We start from the raw sequence: 16,430 nt of genomic DNA on the forward strand, positions 1-16,430 counted from the left end.
TTTCTCGCAGGTCAGTTCGTGGGCAGGGCGTGCCAGCGGCGGGCGATGGCCTCGGCGTGGGCGCGCATGAGGTCCATCCCCAAAAACTCGGTGCAGTCCTCAGAGACGTTCGACACGGAGTTCGCGTCGATGATGCAGGGGCCGCGGCCGCACTCGATGACGTCGAAGCTGCCCAGCTCGATGGACAGCACGGCGGCGGCCCGCTCCGCGGCGTCGGTGACTTCGCGGGGAACGTCGGGGTAGGCGGCGTAGGTGGAGCCGAAGCGGTAGGCCGACAGGCCGTTGTCCGCCACGGAGCGCTTCACCACGAGCGCGCACGCGCCGTCCACCACCTCGATGCGCGTGAGGAAGCCGCGCGCCGGCTCCACGTACTCCTCGGCGATGAACGCGATGGCGGGGGCCTCGGCCAGGAACGACCGGGCCTCTTCAGCGCTGCGCGCGATGGCGGTGCAGGTGGTGCGGCCGCCGCAGTTCGGCTTGAGCACGCAGGGGTAGGAGAGCGATGCGGGGTCGATGTCCTTTGGAAGCGCGCAGACGTAGACGGCGGGCGTGACGAGGCCGGCCGCGGCCAGCGTCTCGGTCGCAAGGCGCTTGTCGACCTCGAAGAAGTGGGCGCGCGCCGGGTTCACCAGCGAGATGCCGCGCTCCTCGGCCGCGCGCGCGAGGCGCGCCATGCGCTCGAGCGAAGCCGTGTGCCCGCGGAACCGGGCGCTCGCGAACACGCGGCTGACCAGCATCTCGCAGGCGAGCGCCGCCTGCACGCTCGCCGCGTCCTCCATGTCCAGCAGAAGCGCGGGCGCCCCGCACGCCTCCAGCTCGGCCGCCAGCTTATGGTCGGACCACTCGTCCGACTCGTACAGCACGCCTATCATCGGATGCTCCATTCCAACAGCTTGCCCAAGAATCGCTGCAGCTCCGGTGTGGCCGGATGGTCGAACAGACGGGCGCTCTCGCCGTATTCCAGCAGGCGCCCGCCGTGCAGGAACGCCACCTTGTCGCAGGCGCGGCGGGCGAAGCCCATCTCGTGTGTGACCACGATGAAGCGGGTGCCGGTCTCCTTGAGGTCGCGGATGAGGTCAAGCACATCATTCGTGTACTCGGGGTCGAGGGCGCTCGTGGGCTCGTCGAGCAGCAGCATCTTGGGAGACGCCGCCACGGCGCGTGCGATGGCAACGCGCTGCTGCTGTCCGCCCGAGAGCTGGGTGGGGCGCTTGGCCTCCTCGGCCGCCAGCCCGAAGCGCGCGAGCAGGTCGGCGGCGCGCTCGCGGGCCTGGTCCTCGGGCACGCCATGAACCACGGAAAGCGGTAGCGCCACGTTCTCCAGCGCGCTCAAGTGGTGGAACAGCCCGCTCGCCTGGAACACGAAGCCCAGCTGAGAGCGGTAGGACGGAAGCGTGCGCTCGTCGTAGTCCACGCGTTCGCCGTCCACCTCCACTGTGCCGCCCGTGGGCGCGATGAGCCCGCCCACGATGCGCAGGAGCGTGGACTTCCCGCCACCCGACGGCCCGATGACGGCGAGCGTGGTTACGTCGTCATCGAAGTCGATGCCGCGCAGCACGGGCACGCCGTCGAACCCCTTCTCCAGGTGCTCAAGCCTCATGCGCATAGCTAAACCTCTTCTCGAAGCGCTTGCTCACGAACATGATTGGCAGCGTCAGGCACAGGTACAGCCCGCCCAGCAGCAGGAAGCCGCCGAAGAAGTTGTAGTTGGTGGCCGTGATCTCGCGGATGGTCTGCGTGAGTTCGATGACCGCGATAACCGACAGGAGCGACGAGTCCTTCACGATGGTGGCGAACTGCCCGGTGAGTGCCGGCAGCGTGCGCGCCACCAGCTGAGGCAGCACCACGTGGCGCACGGTCTGCGCGCGCGTGAAGCCTACGGCGCGGGCGGCCTCCAGCTGGCCTTCGTCGATGGACAGCAGACTGCCGCGCACGATCTCGGCGATGTAGGCGCCGGCGAACACGGACAGGATAACGACGCCCGCCACCACCTTGTTGTCGATGCCCCACGCCGTGCCGATGATGTAGTAGAACAGGTAGATCTGCACGAGCAGCGGCGTGCCGCGCACGAGCTTCACGTACAGGTCGCACAGGTAGCGCACGGGCAGCACGCGCGCGCTCTGCCCCAGGGCCACGGGCACGCCGATGGCCATGCTGGCCACGAGGCTGGCCGCCGAGAGCTCCACCGTGAGCAGGAAGCCGCTGCCGATGCGGTCGCGGTACTGCTCCACGAAGTCGAAGTTCAGCGTGATGCCGGCCATGCCGAGCGAGACCCAGAACACGGCGATCACGGCGACGCAGACCAAAAGGTAGTTCGCCGCGGCCTTGAGCGGCGGCGTTTCCTGGCGGGGCGCCGCCGTGAACGGGCGGGCGAGCGGTGAGGGTGCTTTCAACGGGCGCCTTTCTCAAACGGTCGGATCGCAGGGAGGCGCCGAGGTCCGCGGCATTGCGCCGCCGCGGGCCGCTTTGCCCCGGTCGTGAACGGACTGGCTCTACGGCTTAGAAGTCGAAGAACCACGTGAAGCCCAGCTCGTCGAAGGCGGCCTTCTCGGCGGCCAGGTGCTTCTCGGTCAGGCGGTCGAACTCACCGTCGACCTTGGACTGGGCGATGAACTCGTTCAACTGACTCAAAAGCTCGTCGTTACCCTTTTCGACGGCGATACCCCAGTATTCGGGATCTTGGAACGGGATGAACACGGCCTCGGTGGTGTCGGGATTCTTCTGATTATTGCGGTAGATGGTCAGCTGGTCGTACAAAAAGCCGTCGGCCTTGCCTTGCACGACCTCGGTCACGCACGCGCTTTCGTCAGCCAGGCGCACAATTTCTGCATTGGTAAGGTTCTTCGTGGCGAACACATCGCCGGTGGAGCCGGTCTTCACGGCCACCTTCCTGCCGGCCTGGTTCAAATCGTCGATGCTGCCGATGCCCGATTGGGCGTTCGCCAGGATAGCCAGCTGCGCCATGGCGTAGGGGTCGGAGAAGTCCACCGACTCCTTGCGGGCGTCCGTGATGGTGATGGACGACATGAGGCAGTCGGCCTTGCCGGTCTGCACCATGGGGATGAGGCCGTCGAACGCGGTGTTCTCGATGACTACGTCGTAGCCGTACGCCGCGCCGAAGTCCTTCATGAAGTCCACGGACACGCCGCTGGGATTGCCTGCGTCGTCCTTCGTCTCGAACGGGGGATAGGCCAGTTCCATGGCCACGGTCAGCGTCTTGTCGTCGTTGTCGCCCGCGGGCGCGGCGTCGTTCGAGCTTTCTGCGCCGCCGTTCGACGAGCAGGCGGTCAGGGCGAGGAGCGTCGCCGCGACGAGCGCGCAGGCGGCGAGGGCCGCGCGCAGGCGGCGAGGGCGGGTGGGGGCGGTGGTGTTCATGCGTGTTCTCCCTCCAGAGCGGTTTCGAAGTTCTCCTGCATCGTGCGAAGCGTGCGGTCGAGCGCCTCCAGCTCTACGTCGCCCAGGCCGCGGCACTGCACGTCGGCGAGCGTGTTCGAGATGGACTCGAACACGGACTGCAGCCGTCGCCCGCGCTCGGTGAGCGCCACGAGCGTCACGCGCTTGTCCTCGGGCAGCTTCGCTGTGGACACGTAGCCGCCGACTGCGAGCTTTCTCACGAGGGCGGTAACGGTGGACGGGTCACGGCCGATGCGCTGGGCCAGCTCGCTCATGGGCAGCTCGCCGTGCGCGAACAGCTGCACAAAGATGTCGCCGTGCGAGGGCGCGATCCCCGCGAGGCCGTGCTGCTCGAGCTGCTCGGTAATGAAGCGGTTCGCCAGGGCGAGCGTCCGGGCCAGTTGGTTGACGGTTCCGCGCAAGCCGACCTCCTTTCGATGCGTCGGATGCTCGGAGATTATACTTTGATGTCAAAGTAATGTCAAAAGCGTCTGCCGCCTGCCGCGGGGGAGGGGTCGGCCTTGCGGCGTTCATAAATACTAGAAAAAGTAGCAATTATGGTACACGCGCGGCGGCCTGACCCTGGCCGAGCGCGAGCTGGTCACGCTGTGCCTGCTGGCCACGCAGGGCGGCTGCGAGACGCAGCTGACGGGCCACGCCCTGGGCAACCTGAGGCTGGGCAACGGCAAGGAGCTTTTGGTGGGCGCCGTGTCGCAGTGCATCCCCTACGTGGGCTACCCGCGCGCTCTGAACGCGCTCGCCTGCATCGACGAGGCCGCCGAGCGCTTTGCGGCCAAGGGCGTCGGGGGAGTAGCGCCGGCAGGCGGCGCGGCGGACGCGAGAGGCGAGGCGCGAGGCGGCGCGGGAGGGTTTTTGCGCCGGAAACGGCCCGGAACGCACAAAAACGGTCGCTGTGAAGGGTTTTGGGGCGGACGCGCATCGTAGGATAATAGGCGACCTGGGATTACGCCGTCTGGTTCGTGACGTCGAAGCGCCTGCTGCGCTTCGACGGCGCCCGAAAGGCTTCACAGCGCCCAAAAGTGTGACTGCGGAGCCGTTTTTCGCGTTACCGCGGTTGCGGGCGCGCCGGCCATACCGAGCCCCGAGCCCCCAGTCGGCTCGGGGCTCGGCTCCTACGCGAACAGGGCGGCGGCCTGCTCCATGCGCTCGGCTATGGGCACGCCGAAGGGGCAGCGCGGCTCGCAGGCTCGGCAGGCGATGCAGTCGTCGGCCGCAGCGTTCAGGGCCCCGTAGTGGGCGCGCACGCCGGCGGGCACCTCGTCCTGCATCGCGGCCAGGTCGTAGAACTTGTTCACCAGGGCGATGTCGATGCCCGAGGGGCACGGCGCGCAGTGCCCGCAGTACGTGCACTGGCCATAGTAGGCGTGGCTCGGCGCGCCGGCCAGCACGCTGGCGTAGTCGCGCTCGGCGTCGGTCGCGCTTTCGTAGGCAACCGCGTCCGCCACGTGGGCGGGCGTGTCGAAGCCGGCCATGATGCTGGCCACGGCGGGGCGGGTGAGCGCGTAGTGGATGCACTGCACGGGCGTCATCGCCACACCGAACGGTGACGCGTCGGCGTCGAGCAGCCGCCCGCCTGCGTAGCCTTTCATGACGGTGAGGCCCACGCCCTCGCGCTCGCAGACGGCGTAGAGCCGGGCGCGCGCCGGGTCCATGCCGGCCAGCTCGTCGGAGTAGTCGAACGTGAACGCGTCGTCCAGGCTGGCCGTTGCGGGCAGCAGGTCGAAGGCGGGGTTCACGCTGAACATAATGGCCTCGACCTCGCCGGAGAGCGCGGCCTGCAACGCCACCTGGGGGTTGTGGGTGGAGAGCCCGATGTGGCCGATCGTGCCCGTGGCTTTGAGTGCGCGCACGTACCCGATGAAACCGCCTGCCATGATGCCCTCGTATTCCTCCAGGTCGTCCACGTAGTGGATCATGCCCAGCTCCACGTGATCGGTGCTCAGGCGTGCCAGCAGGTCCTCGAACGCGGGACGTGCGAAGGCCAAATCGCGCGTGCGCGTGTACTGGCCGTTCTGCCACGTTGAGCCGATGTGCCCCTGGATGATCCAACGGTCGCGGTTGTTCGCGATGGCCGCGCCCAAGTTGCTGCGCACCTCAGGTTCGGCCATCCAGCAGTCCAGGATGTTGATGCCGGCGGCGACGCACGCGTCCGCGACGGCCTTCACCTCGGCGGTCGACTTCTTCTCCATCCACTCGGCGCCGAAGCCGACCTCGCTTACCTCGAGGCCGGTGCTGCCCAGTTCCCGATAGCGCATAGTTCCCCCTTGCTTGTTTCTCCGTGCTTCAATAATACCGCCGAACGCACCTGCGCGGGCGTGTTCTTCCGCGCGCTACAGCGCCGCGTACTCCTCATCGCCCACCGGTTCGCACCACTCGTTCGAGCCGTTCACGGCAGGCACCTCCACAGCTAGGTGCGCGAACCAGCTGTCGGCGGCGGCGCCGTGCCAGTGCTTCACGTTGGCGGGGATGTTCACCACGTCGCCTGCCTTGAGCGCGCGGGCCGAGCGCCCCCATTCCTGGTACCAGCCACGCCCGCCCGTGACTAGCAGTATCTGCCCGCCGCCCTCGTCGGCATGGTGGACGTGCCAGTTGTTGCGGCAGCCGGGTTCGAACGTGACGTTGCCGATGGACACCTGCTCGGTGGAGAGCATGTGCAGGTAGCTCTGTCCGACGAAGTATTGGCCGAAGGAGTTCTTCTCGCCGCGCGGGAAGATTTCGCGCTCGAGGGTCGTGGTGACGCTCATGGGTGCCTCCTGGGTTCGCGATGTGTCGTTCCGCCTACGATACCCCTTGGAGCGCACTCGAAGTCAAGGGCTTTCCCGCGCGCCGAGCCCTGCCGACCTTCCGCTACCTCCCGAGCGTCCGGCGCAGGCAGGCGGCCGTGGCGCCCTCGCCGTGGGCGGCAAGGGCGGCAGGGGTTCCCGCGAACATGAGGCGCCCGCCGGCATTGCCTCCATCGGGGCCCGAGAGGGCCTCCAAGTGTAGGCGCTGGCACTCGGTTGCCAGCACGTCCACGAGCAGGGTGGACGTGCCCGACCTCGACACGCCCGCGAACACGGTGATCTTGCCCTTGGGGATGGCGAGCGTGATGTCGCGCAGGTTGCCTTCGCGCGTGCCGACGATGGTGAGGGTGTCCAAAGCAGGATCCTTTCGCCGAAGGGGAGTCAAGGGACCCTACACCTTGCCGCAGCTGGGGCAGAGGTCGCAGACGAAGCATGTCCCGCATTTCGGGTTGCGCGCGATGCACGTCTCGCGGCCGAACAGCACCCACTGGTGGTTGATGGGCCCCCACCACGCGCGCGGGTAGAGCTTGAGCAGGGCGCTCTCGGTCTTCGCCGGCGTGTCGGCCGAGGGGCCGGCGAACTTCAGACGGTGCGCGATGCGGAACACGTGCGTGTCAACCGCGATGCCCTCCACGATGCCGAACGCCTCGTTCAGCACCACGTTCGCCGTCTTGCGGCCCACGCCCGACAGCTTCTGCAGCTCGTCGATGTCATGCGGGATCTCGCCGCCGTAGTCGGCCACCACCATGCGGGCGGCCTTGATGACGTTCGCCGCCTTCGTATGGTAGAACCCTATGGTGCGGATGATGTCCTCCACGTCGCGCACGTCGGCGGAGGCGAGATCGGCCGGCGTGGGGTAGCGCTCCCAGAGCTTGGGAGTGACCTTGTTTACGCCCTTGTCCGTGGTCTGCGCGGACAGCAGCACGGCGATGGTCAGGCGGAACGGGTCTCCGCCGTATACGAGCGCGCACTCGGCGGCCGGATAGTGCTCGTTCATGCGGCGCGCCACCTCGAGCGCGCGCTCCCGCTTGGCGGCCATGGTCTCACGCGGCATAGGATCTCCTTCGGTCATTGCGGTGGTGGCACTGGCCAGTATAGCGAACTTCGCGGACACGTTGCCGCTATACTGGGAGGCGACGGCACGTTGTCGCGAGGAAAGGCAGGTCCATGGGCGCGACGTTGGTGGTGGGCGAGACGCATTTGAAGCACGAGCTGATCCTGCCGCAGGTCGACGCGGCGATCGAGCGTTGCGACGCCGACCGCGTCGTGTTCCTGGGACGGCTGCGCGGAAGCCGTGGCCGGCGGGACAACCCGGACTTCCAGCCGTGGGACAAGGTCGTGGCGGCGTCCGGCGTGCGGTAGCGGCGGGGCCTATGTCATCCTGAACGCAGCGCGAGGCCCGGGGCCCAAGGCGTCGAATCCTCCACAGTCTCGATGCAACGCCGAAAAAGCGTTCCGATAGTCACCGTTTCGACCGCTGTGAAGCCTTTTCGCGCGCTCGGAGCCCCCAGTTCGACGGCGGATCTGTTGTCCTCTGTGCGTTTGCGCAGGTCGCGAACTGCGTCGAGTCCTTTCTTGCCGCCGAAGCGCTTCACAGCGGTCGAAACGGTGACGGGGGCCCTTGAATTCGGAAGGGACCTCCGGAACGTGCGCCGAATCCCCCGTTCTTTCGATACATCGGTTTGCCGCCTGTGGTTTCTCCTTCACGAGGCGGTTTCGGCCCTGCGGCGGCCGTCCGCGGCGCGGTATACTGCTCCCCGGCCGTCCGCGGGCGGCCCGCCGCGCAACCATACGCACGAAGCCGCTTTCACGCGGCTTTTCGTGCTGCTCGCATATGGAAGAGGACACGCCATGCTCATCGACTCACTGACGTTCACCCTGGAGAAATCGGGCTGTCTCGACGCGTTCTGGGGTAGACTGGACGCGGGGGAGGACGGTACGCTGGGCGTGGCCTCGTCGGCGCGCCCGTTCCTCGTGGCGGCGCGGTTCGCACACCGGCCGCAGACGACGCTCGTCGTGGTGGCGGGTGAGGACGCAGCCGTGGCGTTCGCGCGCCAGGTGGCGGCGTATCTGGGCGACGAGCGCGTCATGCGCTTCCCCGAGCGCGCCGACTACCCGTGGGGCAGCAAGCCGAGCGATCCGGCCCAGGCAGCGCGGCGCATGGAGGTCGTGCACGCCCTGGCGTCCGGCCGCGAGGCCGTGGTGGTGGCCAGCGCCCGCTCCCTCGTGCGCGCGCTGCCGCCGGTGGGGTCGGACGTCCATCTGCCGCTTTCGTTCGAGGCCGGCCGCGAGCTGGCGGACATGGAGGGCTCGAAGGCGGCGGGCATAGCCGAGTTCGGGGACGTGGCGCGGGCCCTGGAGGAGCGCGGTTACCAGAACACCGGAGAGCTGGACGGTCCCGGCACGTTCGCCGTGCGCGGCGGCACCCTGGACGTGTTCCCCGGCAACCTGGTGTACCCGGTGAGGCTCGACTTCTTCGGCGACGAGCTGGACGAGATCCGCCGCATCGTGCCCACCACCGGACAGACCATCTCTTCGCTTTCGCATGTTGACGTGTATCCGATCGTTGAGTTTGCGGCTACCAAGAGCGCTCTTGTCCGCGCTCGCGACAAGCTCGAGCGACCTGCTCAGACAAACCCGGCTTTACGTGACATGCTGGAGAAGCTCGAAGGCGGCTTGCGCTTTGAGGGATCGGACGCGCTCCTTCCGTATCTGTACAATGCTACCTCTACGCTCGGGGACTACGTGCGTCCTGGAGCGCTTACCGCGCTCATCGAGCCGCGCTCGCTCTTCGACGATATGGTGCACGCCTATGACGACATCGTCGGACGAGCGAAGGGCTCGGGCATCGGTGCGGCGGGTCTGTATGTCGAGCCATCGAATGTGAGCTTCGGCGACGGCCAGCGGGCCACGTACGTGTCCATCATGCGCGTGGGCGGGCAGATCGACGACGAGCTGCCGGTCAAGCGCGTGGAGGTGGCGGGACACCCCGACAAGCTGTACGGCCGCTTGCGGACGCTCGTGGACGGCGGCTACACGGTGGTGTTCAGCGCTCCGAACTTCCGCGCCCGCCAGGACATGAAGCTGGCCTTCGTGGACCAGGGCCTGCCCATCCAGGAGACGCTGGACGTGCAGGGCGACGTCGACGAGCTCTCGGGTGCTGCTAAGCGCCGCCTGCGCCGCGGGGTGGTGAACGTCGTGGACGTGGACATCCCGCTCGGCATGATCATCCCGAAGGCGAAGCTGGCGCTCGTGAGCGTGTCGGACACGCAGGGGGCGGCCTCGCCCTCGCGTCCGACCCGCCGTATCGACATCACGGAGATCACCTTTCCCTACAAACCGGGCGACTACGTGGTGCATGCAGCGCATGGCGTAGCGCACTTCAAGGAGCTCGTGCGTCGCGACGTGGACGGCACGGCGCGCGACTACCTGCTGCTGGAGTACGCCGAGGGCGACAAGCTCTACGTGCCGGTGGAGCAGCTCGACCGCGTCACGCGCTACGTGGGGCCGGAGGGCGCGAGCCCCCGTCTCACGCGGCTGAACACGGCCGACTGGTCGCGTGCCATGAAGAAGGCGCGCGCCGCCACGAAGAAGCTGGCGTTCGACCTGGTGGACGTGTATACGCGCCGCGCGACGGTGCAGGGCTACCGCTTCGGCCCCGACACGCCGGCCCAGCGCGAGATGGAGGAGGCGTTCCCCTACCAGGAGACGCCCGACCAGCTGTCCGCCATCGCCGACGTGAAGGCCGACATGCAGTCCGCCAAGCCCATGGATCGCTTGATCTGCGGCGATGTGGGCTTCGGCAAGACCGAGGTGGCCATCCGTGCCGCGTTCAAGGCCACGCAGGACTCCAAGCAGGTCATGGTGCTCTGTCCCACCACCATCCTCGCGCAGCAGCACTTCACGAACTTCAAGGAGCGCTGCGAGCCTTATCGCGTGCGCGTGGAGGTGCTCTCGCGCTTCCGCACGCCCGCCCAGCAGGCCGAGGCGCTGCGCGGGTTCCAAGAGGGCGACGTGGACATTCTCGTGGGCACGCACCGGCTTCTCTCGCGCGACGTGAACCCGCACGACCTGGGGCTCGTGATCATCGACGAGGAACAGCGCTTCGGCGTGGGCCACAAGGAGCAGCTGAAGAACCTGCGCGAGTCGATCGACGTGCTCACGCTCTCGGCCACGCCCATCCCGCGCACCATGCAGATGAGCCTGTCGGGCGTGCGCGACATGAGCCTCATCCTCACACCTCCCGACGAGCGCCGCCCCGTCGAGGTGCACGTGGGCGAGTGGGACCCCGACTTGGTGAGCGCCGCCATCCGGCGCGAGCTGGCGCGCGGCGGGCAGGTGTACTACGTGTCCAACCGTGTGCGCACCATGGAGGAGGCCGTGGGCCGTGTGGCGGCCGCCGCCGGCGAGGCGCGCGTGGGCGTGGCGCACGGGCAGATGTCGAAGGAGGAGCTGGAGCGCGTGATGGAGGACTTCAGCGCCGGTGAGCTGGACGTGCTCGTGGCCACCACCATCATCGAGAGCGGCATCGACAATCCGCACACGAACACGCTCATCATCGAGGACTCGCAGCGCTACGGCCTGGCGCAGATGTACCAGCTGAAAGGCCGCGTGGGCCGCTCGTCGACGCAGGCCTACGCCTACTTCATGTTCCCCGAGCACGTGAGCCTGACCGAGGAGGCCCAGGCGCGCCTCACCGCGCTCGACGAGCACACCGACCTGGGCAGCGGCATGCGCATCGCTATGCGCGACCTGGAGATACGCGGAGCCGGCAGCCTCATGGGTGCTGAGCAATCGGGCAACATGTCGGCCGTGGGCTTTGACCTGTTCGCGCAGATGCTCGCCCAGGCCGTGAATGCCACGCGCGAAGGCGACCTCAAGGCCATGGACCAGCTGCCCCCCGCGCTCTCCGACATCACGGTGAACGTGCCGGGGCACACCTACCTGCCCGAGGACTACGTGCCCGACGCCGACGAGCGGGTGCTCTGGTACCGCAAGATCGCCTCGGCCGCCACCGGGCAGGCGGTGGAGGACGTGGCCGCCGACTTAGCCGATAAGCGCCCCGACATGCCGCAGGCTGCGAAGAACCTGCTTGAGCGCGCCCGTATCAAGGCTTTCGCGAACGAGCATCATATCAAGACCGTGTCGGTGACGGGGGGCCGTTTGGTGGTGGAACCCATCGACGTCTCGCGCGACCGGATGACGGGATTGCGCCGCGCGGGCGGCCGCTACCTGGCGGACAAGCGCAAGCTGCAGCTGCCGCTGCGCTACTTCAAACTGGACGAGGGCGATAACCTGCTCGGGCCTGTGTCAGAGTTTCTGAAAGAATTGGCGGGATGAGCGAGGCCGCTAAGGCAGGTTCGGCAACGGTTCTGGCGCGGTGCTCGGCGTCGCGCTGCGCCTGAGTCAGGTGACCTGCGCGATCAGCCGCATGGCGAGGACGCTCGGCATCGCCGACACCTCGCGCGCTCGATGTGCTTCGAAAGGAGATACGTGTATGGGAGCGTTTTTGACCTTCAATGACTGCGCTGTCGAAGACGCGGTGCGACTGGGGGAGGCGTTGGGCGACTGCGCGGATGCGGGTTCCGCGCAAGGGCGCCTGCGCGTGTTCGACTTGCACTCCGACACGCTCGATCGGTTGGCGCTCCATGGCGAAGCCTCTGCTCCCGGCGGGTTCGCCGCTCACGACGCGCACGTTCCGGCCGCGCGCATGCGCACGCTCGCGGACAATGACGCCCACATCTCGCTTGCGAGGACAGCGCCGTTCGATTGGTGCCAATGCTTCGCGGTGTTTGTGCCTGACAAACTGCGCGGCGATGCTGCTTGGTCCTTCTTTGAGCGCGTGCGAGGCTTTTGGTCCGACGAGCTGGATCGGTGCGCCGAGCGCCTTTTGCAGGTACGCACGGTCGAAGGGATGGAGGCGGCGTTCGCGGAGGGCAAGACGGCGGGCATGCTCACGGTGGAAGGCGCGTCGTTTCTCGAGGACGATGCGGACGCCGAGGCGCGCCTCGACGTGCTTGCGGAAACCGGCGTGCGCATGGTCACGCTTACATGGAACGGGCGCAACGCTCTGGGCAGCGGCAACGACACGACTGACGGGCTTACCGGTTTCGGGCGAGTTTGCATGCGCGAGCTGGAGCTGCGCGGCATCGCGGTGGACGTGTCGCACGTGAACGATGCCGGCTTCAAGGACGTGTGCGCGGTCGCGACGCGTCCCTTTGCCGCGTCGCATTCCAATGCGCGCGCTGTATGCGGCCATCCGCGCAACCTCACCGACTGGCAGCTGCGAGAGCTCGCCGACGCAGGCGGGATCGTCGGTCTTAACTTCTGCAGGGAATTCCTGTCCGACGTGCACGCCGATCCTACGCCTGACGACGTGCTGCGCCACGTGGACCATGTGCTGGAGGTTGCAGGCGAGGATACGCTCGCGCTCGGCAGCGACTACGACGGCTGCGATGTTCCCAGTTGGCTCGATCCCTGCGACCGAGCAGGAGCCCTGCACGCGCTCATCGCGAGCCGCTTCGGCAGAGCGGCGGCCGACAAGGCGTTCTTCGGAAACGCACGCGCGTTCTTCGTGCGCGCGGAGGAGGCATAGGACGATATTCGCCGTCGCTTGCCATGGGCGTTCTGTGAACTGTGTTGACCCGAATCCGATTTCGGACTTAAATACCGCGGGTACGATATCGGACTTACGGAACGAAGCGACGGAGGTAGCGACGCCATGGACGCACGGACGACGCGCGCCAATCGCGAATTCAACAACCTGTTCAGACTCGGGGACGAGCTGTACCACCACGTGGCTGCAAGGATGGGTCTGTCCGACAGCGCCTTCGACATCCTGTATGCCCTTGACGATCTAGGCGACGGCTGTCTCCAGAAGGATGTGTGTGCGGCTTCTGGCATGACGAAGCAGACGGTGAACACCTCGGTGCACAAGTTGGAGCGCGCGGGAATCGTAGAGCTTCGGGTCGAACGTGGCCGCGGAACGCATCTTCATCTGACGCGGTCGGGCCGCGAACTGGTGGCGGCATGCATCCGCCCGGTGGTGGAGGCTGAGGAAGCCGCTTTCGCCGCCATGTCGCCTGAGGAGTGCGAGGCACTACTGCGACTTTCTCGCGCCTACCTGGAGCTTTTACGTGCTCAGGTGGAAGCTCTGCCCTATCCGGAGAAGGGGTGAGCGCCATGGCTATCAAGCTATCGGATCACTTCACCTACGGGCGGCTCGTGCGCTTCGCGCTGCCGTCCATCGCCATGATGATATTCACGTCCATCTACAGCGTGGTGGACGGCCTGTTCGTGTCCAACTTCGCGGGCAAGGAGGCGCTCGCGGCTGTGAACCTCGTGTTCCCGCTGGCCATGGCGCTGGGCTCGGTGGGCTTCATGTTCGGTACCGGCGGCGCGGCCCTCGTTGCCAAGACGATGGGCGAGGGCGATGCCATGCGTGCGAACCGCCTGTTCAGCTTCATCGCTGTGGCGGCGGTCGTCACGGGCGTGGCGCTGTGCGCCGTCGGTGCGTTCTCGCTCGGGCCACTGCTCGGCGCTCTTGGCGCGCAGGGCTCGCTTATGGATCAGGGCCTCATGTACGGCTTCCTGCTGTTGGGCGCGTTGCCGTTTTTCATCGTTCAGAACGTGTTCCAGAGCTTTTTCATAGCGGCCGAGAAGCCGAAGGCGGGACTTGCGGTAGTCGTGGCAGCCGGCGTGACGAACATTGTGCTGGACTACCTGTTCATTGGCGTTTTCGGCTGGGGCATCGCGGGTGCGGCGCTGGCCACGGCGACGGGGCAGATCCTGACCGCGGCGGTTTCAACGGCATTCTTCGCGTGTAGCAAGACAAGCCGTCTTCGCTTCGCTCGCCCGGAGGTCGACTTCCGGGCATTGGGCAAGACGTGCGTGAACGGCTCGTCGGAGCTCATGACCGAAGTGGCGGCGTCAGTGGTGAGCACGCTGTATAACCTCCAGCTCATGAGCCTGGCCGGCGCGGACGGCGTGGCGGCCTACGGCGTGATCATGTACGTGAACTTCATCTTCACGGCGGTGTTCTTCGGATTCGCCATGGGCACGGGGCCCATCGTGAGCTACCACTACGGTGCGCGGAACACAGGCGAGCTCAAGGGACTTTTCCGCAAAAGCTTCACGCTCGTGGGCGGAACGGGATTGGCGATGTTCGCAGCCTCGCAGTTTTTGGCCGCGCCGCTCGTAGGGGTGTTCGTAGGCTACGACCCGGAGCTCGCCGCCATGACGCTGCACGGGTTCCGCATCTATGCTGTGTCGTTTCTGGTATGTGGGTTCAACATCTACGGCTCCGCGTTCTTCACGGCGCTCAATAACGGCAAGGTGTCGGCGCTTATCAGCTTCATGCGCACGCTCGTGTTCGAGACGTCTACGGTCATGTTGCTGCCTATTGTGTGGGGCATCGATGGGGTGTGGAGTGCCATTATCGTGGCGGAGGCGTGCGCGCTCGTGCTGACGACGTTCTTTCTCGTATATCTGCGAAAACCCTACGGGTATGCGTAAGCTGCGAGCCGAACCTGCTTTGCCCGGGATGCACCTTGCGATACGAAGAGCGCTCGCGCCCGAAAGGGGTTGAGCCGAAGCGGGGCCTTCTGCGGCGCGGCTACCGATAGCAGGTGGCGGTCATGCGGGCTATCTGCTTGCCGAGGTCATCTTCGACGAGGATTGTGTAAAACCCGAGGTTGCGTCCCGATTTGTCGCAGGTCGCCGTGGCGATGAGCTCCGTTCCCTTCGTAGCCGACAAAAACGAGATGCTCGACTCGACCGACACAGTGGGCTTCTCGCCGAGGTTGCAGGCGATGGCCAGTGCGAAATCGGCGAGCGTGAAAATAGCGCCGCCCATCACGTTGTGCATGGCGTTGCGGTGCACGTCGGCGAGCTTCATCGAGCAGACGGCGTGCCCTTTCGATCCTTCTTCGACACGGCAGCCCGCTGCGTCGGTTGCGAATCGGTCGTTGCGGAAGACGGCCTCGATCTCTTCGCGAGAGGGATGGTCTGAAAGCATAGGGTGTCCTTTCTGTGAGACGGGAAGGGGACGGCGGCTGCTTCGGCGACGGATCACATGCGCGGCTGCGATCGCACAGCTCAAGGCTGCATCCGATCGGCGTGAGCCGCCGAGAGGGTATCCGCGCAGGCGGGCGAGGCGTCGGAAGATGTGGCGAAAAAGCCTAGGCAGTCGCAGGCTCCGCGGGTGTTGCCACGGCTGCGAACAGCTCCAGATAGTCGCCGTCTTGTACGGTCACGGTTTGCGAGCCGCCTGCGATAACGTACTTCGTATCGGTGATGGAGTCGTCATCGAAGTCGAGATCCTTCATGACGAACGCTCCACTGTCGTTGCTGGTGTGCGCTGCGGCGTCCTCTTGGACGGTGATCGTGTACGTGCCGGCGGGAATGTCCGTACCCACCCGATACAGGCCGCTTCGGTAGGGCGCTTCGGGAGAGAATGCGGCTTTCGCAACGGGGTACATATGCAGCGAATCGTCGCCGGGCAAAAAGGCTATGACGTCGCCACGGTCAAGTTCGGTGAGGTAGTTGCCGAAGTACACGACGGCGTCGTCGATACTGTAGGAGTCGGAGCCCTCTTCGTCGAATACGTAGTACTCGCTTTCGGCCGATTGGCTTCCCTCCAGGAAGTACAGCCCCGGCTCGATGTCTGTGCCAATCGTGTACACGCCTTCTGTGCAGGCGTTGTCCTCGACGATCCCCGCGCCCGCGCCGACGATATCCTTGATGGATTCGAGCGTGTAGAACGATGAGCCGCTAGAGCTGTCGTCGTAACCGTCGTCGTATCCGTAACCGTAACGATGGTCGTAGTCGTCGGCGCTGCGCTCGCTGCGTGCGGTGTCGTTGTCGGACATGAGGACGGCGCATGAAACGCATCCGACACATCCGCCAATGCCGAGCAGGAACGCGAGCAAGCAACCGCCGAGTACCCAGGGCCAGGCTTTCTTACGGGGCGGCTGGGCTGCAGGGTACGGCTGCGGGGTGTTCGGAATGTGCGGAGGATAGGGAGGCTGCGCACATTCGGAGGCCTGATAGGGCTGCTGCCCGTACGGCGGAGCGTACGGGCCGGCAGGAGGCGGCGGGAAGGACCCTGCAGGTGGTGGAGGGTACGATCCCGCTGACGGCGCAGCGCTCATTCCGGCTGGCTGGTGGGAGGCGCCCTGCTGCTGCCCAGGAGCGGGAGTCGCGCTCCCTGCCGTTCCGGGATCTCCGCCCGGA

At 66.4% G+C, this 16,430-nt stretch carries 16 protein-coding genes and 1 pseudogene; 6 read left to right on the top strand and 11 right to left on the bottom strand.

Features of this window, described 5'->3' with window-relative positions; all coding sequences use genetic code 11:
* Positions 1-11: 11 nt before the first annotated feature.
* The 5 genes from C2L71_RS02955 to C2L71_RS02975 all read right to left on the bottom strand — a co-directional run bounded on the left by C2L71_RS02955 (position 12) and on the right by C2L71_RS02975 (position 3,815).
* A complete protein-coding gene (locus tag C2L71_RS02955) occupies positions 12-872 on the bottom strand; it encodes an ATP-grasp domain-containing protein (protein ID WP_204600447.1) in 861 nt (286 codons plus the stop codon).
* Positions 869-1,600, bottom strand: a complete 732-nt coding sequence (locus C2L71_RS02960; protein ID WP_204600448.1) for an amino acid ABC transporter ATP-binding protein — start codon at positions 1,598-1,600, stop codon at positions 869-871. The genes C2L71_RS02955 and C2L71_RS02960 overlap by 4 nt, the downstream gene beginning before the upstream one ends.
* Entirely contained in the window at positions 1,590-2,393 is an 804-nt protein-coding gene (locus tag C2L71_RS02965) for an amino acid ABC transporter permease (protein WP_204600449.1), read from the bottom strand. Before C2L71_RS02965 ends, C2L71_RS02960 begins: the two co-directional genes overlap by 11 nt.
* Before the next feature lie 106 nt (positions 2,394-2,499).
* On the bottom strand, positions 2,500-3,375 hold the full coding sequence (locus C2L71_RS02970; RefSeq protein WP_103264309.1) for a transporter substrate-binding domain-containing protein: 876 nt from the start codon (positions 3,373-3,375) through the stop codon (positions 2,500-2,502).
* Positions 3,372-3,815, bottom strand: coding sequence for a MarR family winged helix-turn-helix transcriptional regulator (locus C2L71_RS02975; RefSeq protein WP_103264310.1), 444 nt, complete (start codon positions 3,813-3,815; stop codon positions 3,372-3,374). Before C2L71_RS02975 ends, C2L71_RS02970 begins: the two co-directional genes overlap by 4 nt.
* Positions 3,816-3,963: 148 nt before the next feature.
* Here C2L71_RS02975 and C2L71_RS02980 point away from each other — a divergent pair.
* Positions 3,964-4,338 (top strand): annotated as a pseudogene (locus tag C2L71_RS02980) (carboxymuconolactone decarboxylase family protein); the annotation flags it as partial.
* Positions 4,339-4,526: 188 nt separating this feature from the next.
* Here the strand turns inward: C2L71_RS02980 and C2L71_RS02985 are convergent.
* The 4 genes from C2L71_RS02985 to nth form a co-directional block, all read right to left on the bottom strand.
* Positions 4,527-5,669, bottom strand: a complete 1,143-nt coding sequence (locus C2L71_RS02985; protein WP_103264312.1) for an aldo/keto reductase — start codon at positions 5,667-5,669, stop codon at positions 4,527-4,529.
* Positions 5,670-5,744: 75 nt separating this feature from the next.
* The gene (locus tag C2L71_RS02990) at positions 5,745-6,158 is read right to left on the bottom strand and encodes a cupin domain-containing protein (RefSeq protein ID WP_103264313.1); all 414 of its coding nucleotides are present in this window, start codon (positions 6,156-6,158) and stop codon (positions 5,745-5,747) included.
* 103 nt (positions 6,159-6,261) lie between these two features.
* Entirely contained in the window at positions 6,262-6,552 is a 291-nt protein-coding gene (locus tag C2L71_RS02995; protein WP_103264314.1) for a P-loop NTPase family protein, read from the bottom strand.
* A gap of 36 nt (positions 6,553-6,588) precedes the next feature.
* Entirely contained in the window at positions 6,589-7,251 is a 663-nt protein-coding gene (nth, locus tag C2L71_RS03000; protein WP_103264315.1) for an endonuclease III, read from the bottom strand.
* 113 nt (positions 7,252-7,364) lie between these two features.
* Here nth and C2L71_RS03005 point away from each other — a divergent pair, with 113 nt between their 5' ends.
* The 5 genes from C2L71_RS03005 to C2L71_RS03030 all read left to right on the top strand — a co-directional run bounded on the left by C2L71_RS03005 (position 7,365) and on the right by C2L71_RS03030 (position 14,711).
* A complete protein-coding gene (locus C2L71_RS03005) occupies positions 7,365-7,559 on the top strand; it encodes a hypothetical protein (protein ID WP_103264316.1) in 195 nt (64 codons plus the stop codon).
* 489 nt (positions 7,560-8,048) lie between these two features.
* The gene (gene mfd, locus C2L71_RS03015) at positions 8,049-11,537 is read left to right on the top strand and encodes a transcription-repair coupling factor (RefSeq protein WP_103264318.1); all 3,489 of its coding nucleotides are present in this window, start codon (positions 8,049-8,051) and stop codon (positions 11,535-11,537) included.
* A gap of 157 nt (positions 11,538-11,694) precedes the next feature.
* Positions 11,695-12,792 carry a dipeptidase gene (locus C2L71_RS03020; RefSeq protein ID WP_103264464.1) on the top strand — a complete coding sequence of 366 codons (1,098 nt, stop codon included), beginning with the start codon at positions 11,695-11,697 and terminating at the stop codon, positions 12,790-12,792.
* Positions 12,793-12,918: 126 nt separating this feature from the next.
* Complete coding sequence (locus tag C2L71_RS03025; protein WP_103264319.1) at positions 12,919-13,374, top strand: MarR family winged helix-turn-helix transcriptional regulator; 456 nt, start codon at positions 12,919-12,921, stop codon at positions 13,372-13,374.
* A 5-nt stretch (positions 13,375-13,379) separates the two neighbouring features.
* Complete coding sequence (locus tag C2L71_RS03030) at positions 13,380-14,711, top strand: MATE family efflux transporter (protein ID WP_239926271.1); 1,332 nt, start codon at positions 13,380-13,382, stop codon at positions 14,709-14,711.
* 100 nt (positions 14,712-14,811) lie between these two features.
* On the opposite strand, the gene C2L71_RS03035 is transcribed toward C2L71_RS03030, so the two are convergent.
* Positions 14,812-15,213, bottom strand: a complete 402-nt coding sequence (locus C2L71_RS03035; protein ID WP_103264321.1) for a PaaI family thioesterase — start codon at positions 15,211-15,213, stop codon at positions 14,812-14,814.
* A gap of 163 nt (positions 15,214-15,376) precedes the next feature.
* The gene (locus tag C2L71_RS03040; protein WP_129588466.1) at positions 15,377-16,066 is read right to left on the bottom strand and encodes a hypothetical protein; all 690 of its coding nucleotides are present in this window, start codon (positions 16,064-16,066) and stop codon (positions 15,377-15,379) included.
* Between the last annotated feature and the right edge of the window lie 364 nt (positions 16,067-16,430).

The organism is Enteroscipio rubneri, assembly GCF_002899715.1.
In the GTDB taxonomy this organism is placed as follows: Bacteria; Actinomycetota; Coriobacteriia; order Coriobacteriales; family Eggerthellaceae; genus Enteroscipio; species Enteroscipio rubneri.

What these genes read in the sequence shown, in the direction of transcription:
- C2L71_RS02955 (WP_204600447.1), bottom strand. Translation starts at nt 872, where the DNA reads ATGATAGGCGTGCTGTACGAGTCGGACGAGTGGTCCGACCATAAGCTG.
- C2L71_RS02960 (WP_204600448.1), bottom strand. Translation starts at nt 1,600, where the DNA reads ATGAGGCTTGAGCACCTGGAGAAGGGGTTCGACGGCGTGCCCGTGCTG.
- C2L71_RS02970 (WP_103264309.1), bottom strand. Translation starts at nt 3,375, where the DNA reads ATGAACACCACCGCCCCCACCCGCCCTCGCCGCCTGCGCGCGGCCCTC.
- C2L71_RS02985 (WP_103264312.1), bottom strand. Translation starts at nt 5,669, where the DNA reads ATGCGCTATCGGGAACTGGGCAGCACCGGCCTCGAGGTAAGCGAGGTC.
- C2L71_RS02990 (WP_103264313.1), bottom strand. Translation starts at nt 6,158, where the DNA reads ATGAGCGTCACCACGACCCTCGAGCGCGAAATCTTCCCGCGCGGCGAG.
- nth (WP_103264315.1), bottom strand. Translation starts at nt 7,251, where the DNA reads ATGCCGCGTGAGACCATGGCCGCCAAGCGGGAGCGCGCGCTCGAGGTG.
- C2L71_RS03005 (WP_103264316.1), top strand. Translation starts at nt 7,365, where the DNA reads ATGGGCGCGACGTTGGTGGTGGGCGAGACGCATTTGAAGCACGAGCTG.
- mfd (WP_103264318.1), top strand. Translation starts at nt 8,049, where the DNA reads ATGCTCATCGACTCACTGACGTTCACCCTGGAGAAATCGGGCTGTCTC.
- C2L71_RS03020 (WP_103264464.1), top strand. Translation starts at nt 11,695, where the DNA reads ATGGGAGCGTTTTTGACCTTCAATGACTGCGCTGTCGAAGACGCGGTG.
- C2L71_RS03025 (WP_103264319.1), top strand. Translation starts at nt 12,919, where the DNA reads ATGGACGCACGGACGACGCGCGCCAATCGCGAATTCAACAACCTGTTC.
- C2L71_RS03030 (WP_239926271.1), top strand. Translation starts at nt 13,380, where the DNA reads ATGGCTATCAAGCTATCGGATCACTTCACCTACGGGCGGCTCGTGCGC.
- C2L71_RS03035 (WP_103264321.1), bottom strand. Translation starts at nt 15,213, where the DNA reads ATGCTTTCAGACCATCCCTCTCGCGAAGAGATCGAGGCCGTCTTCCGC.
- C2L71_RS03040 (WP_129588466.1), bottom strand. Translation starts at nt 16,066, where the DNA reads ATGTCCGACAACGACACCGCACGCAGCGAGCGCAGCGCCGACGACTAC.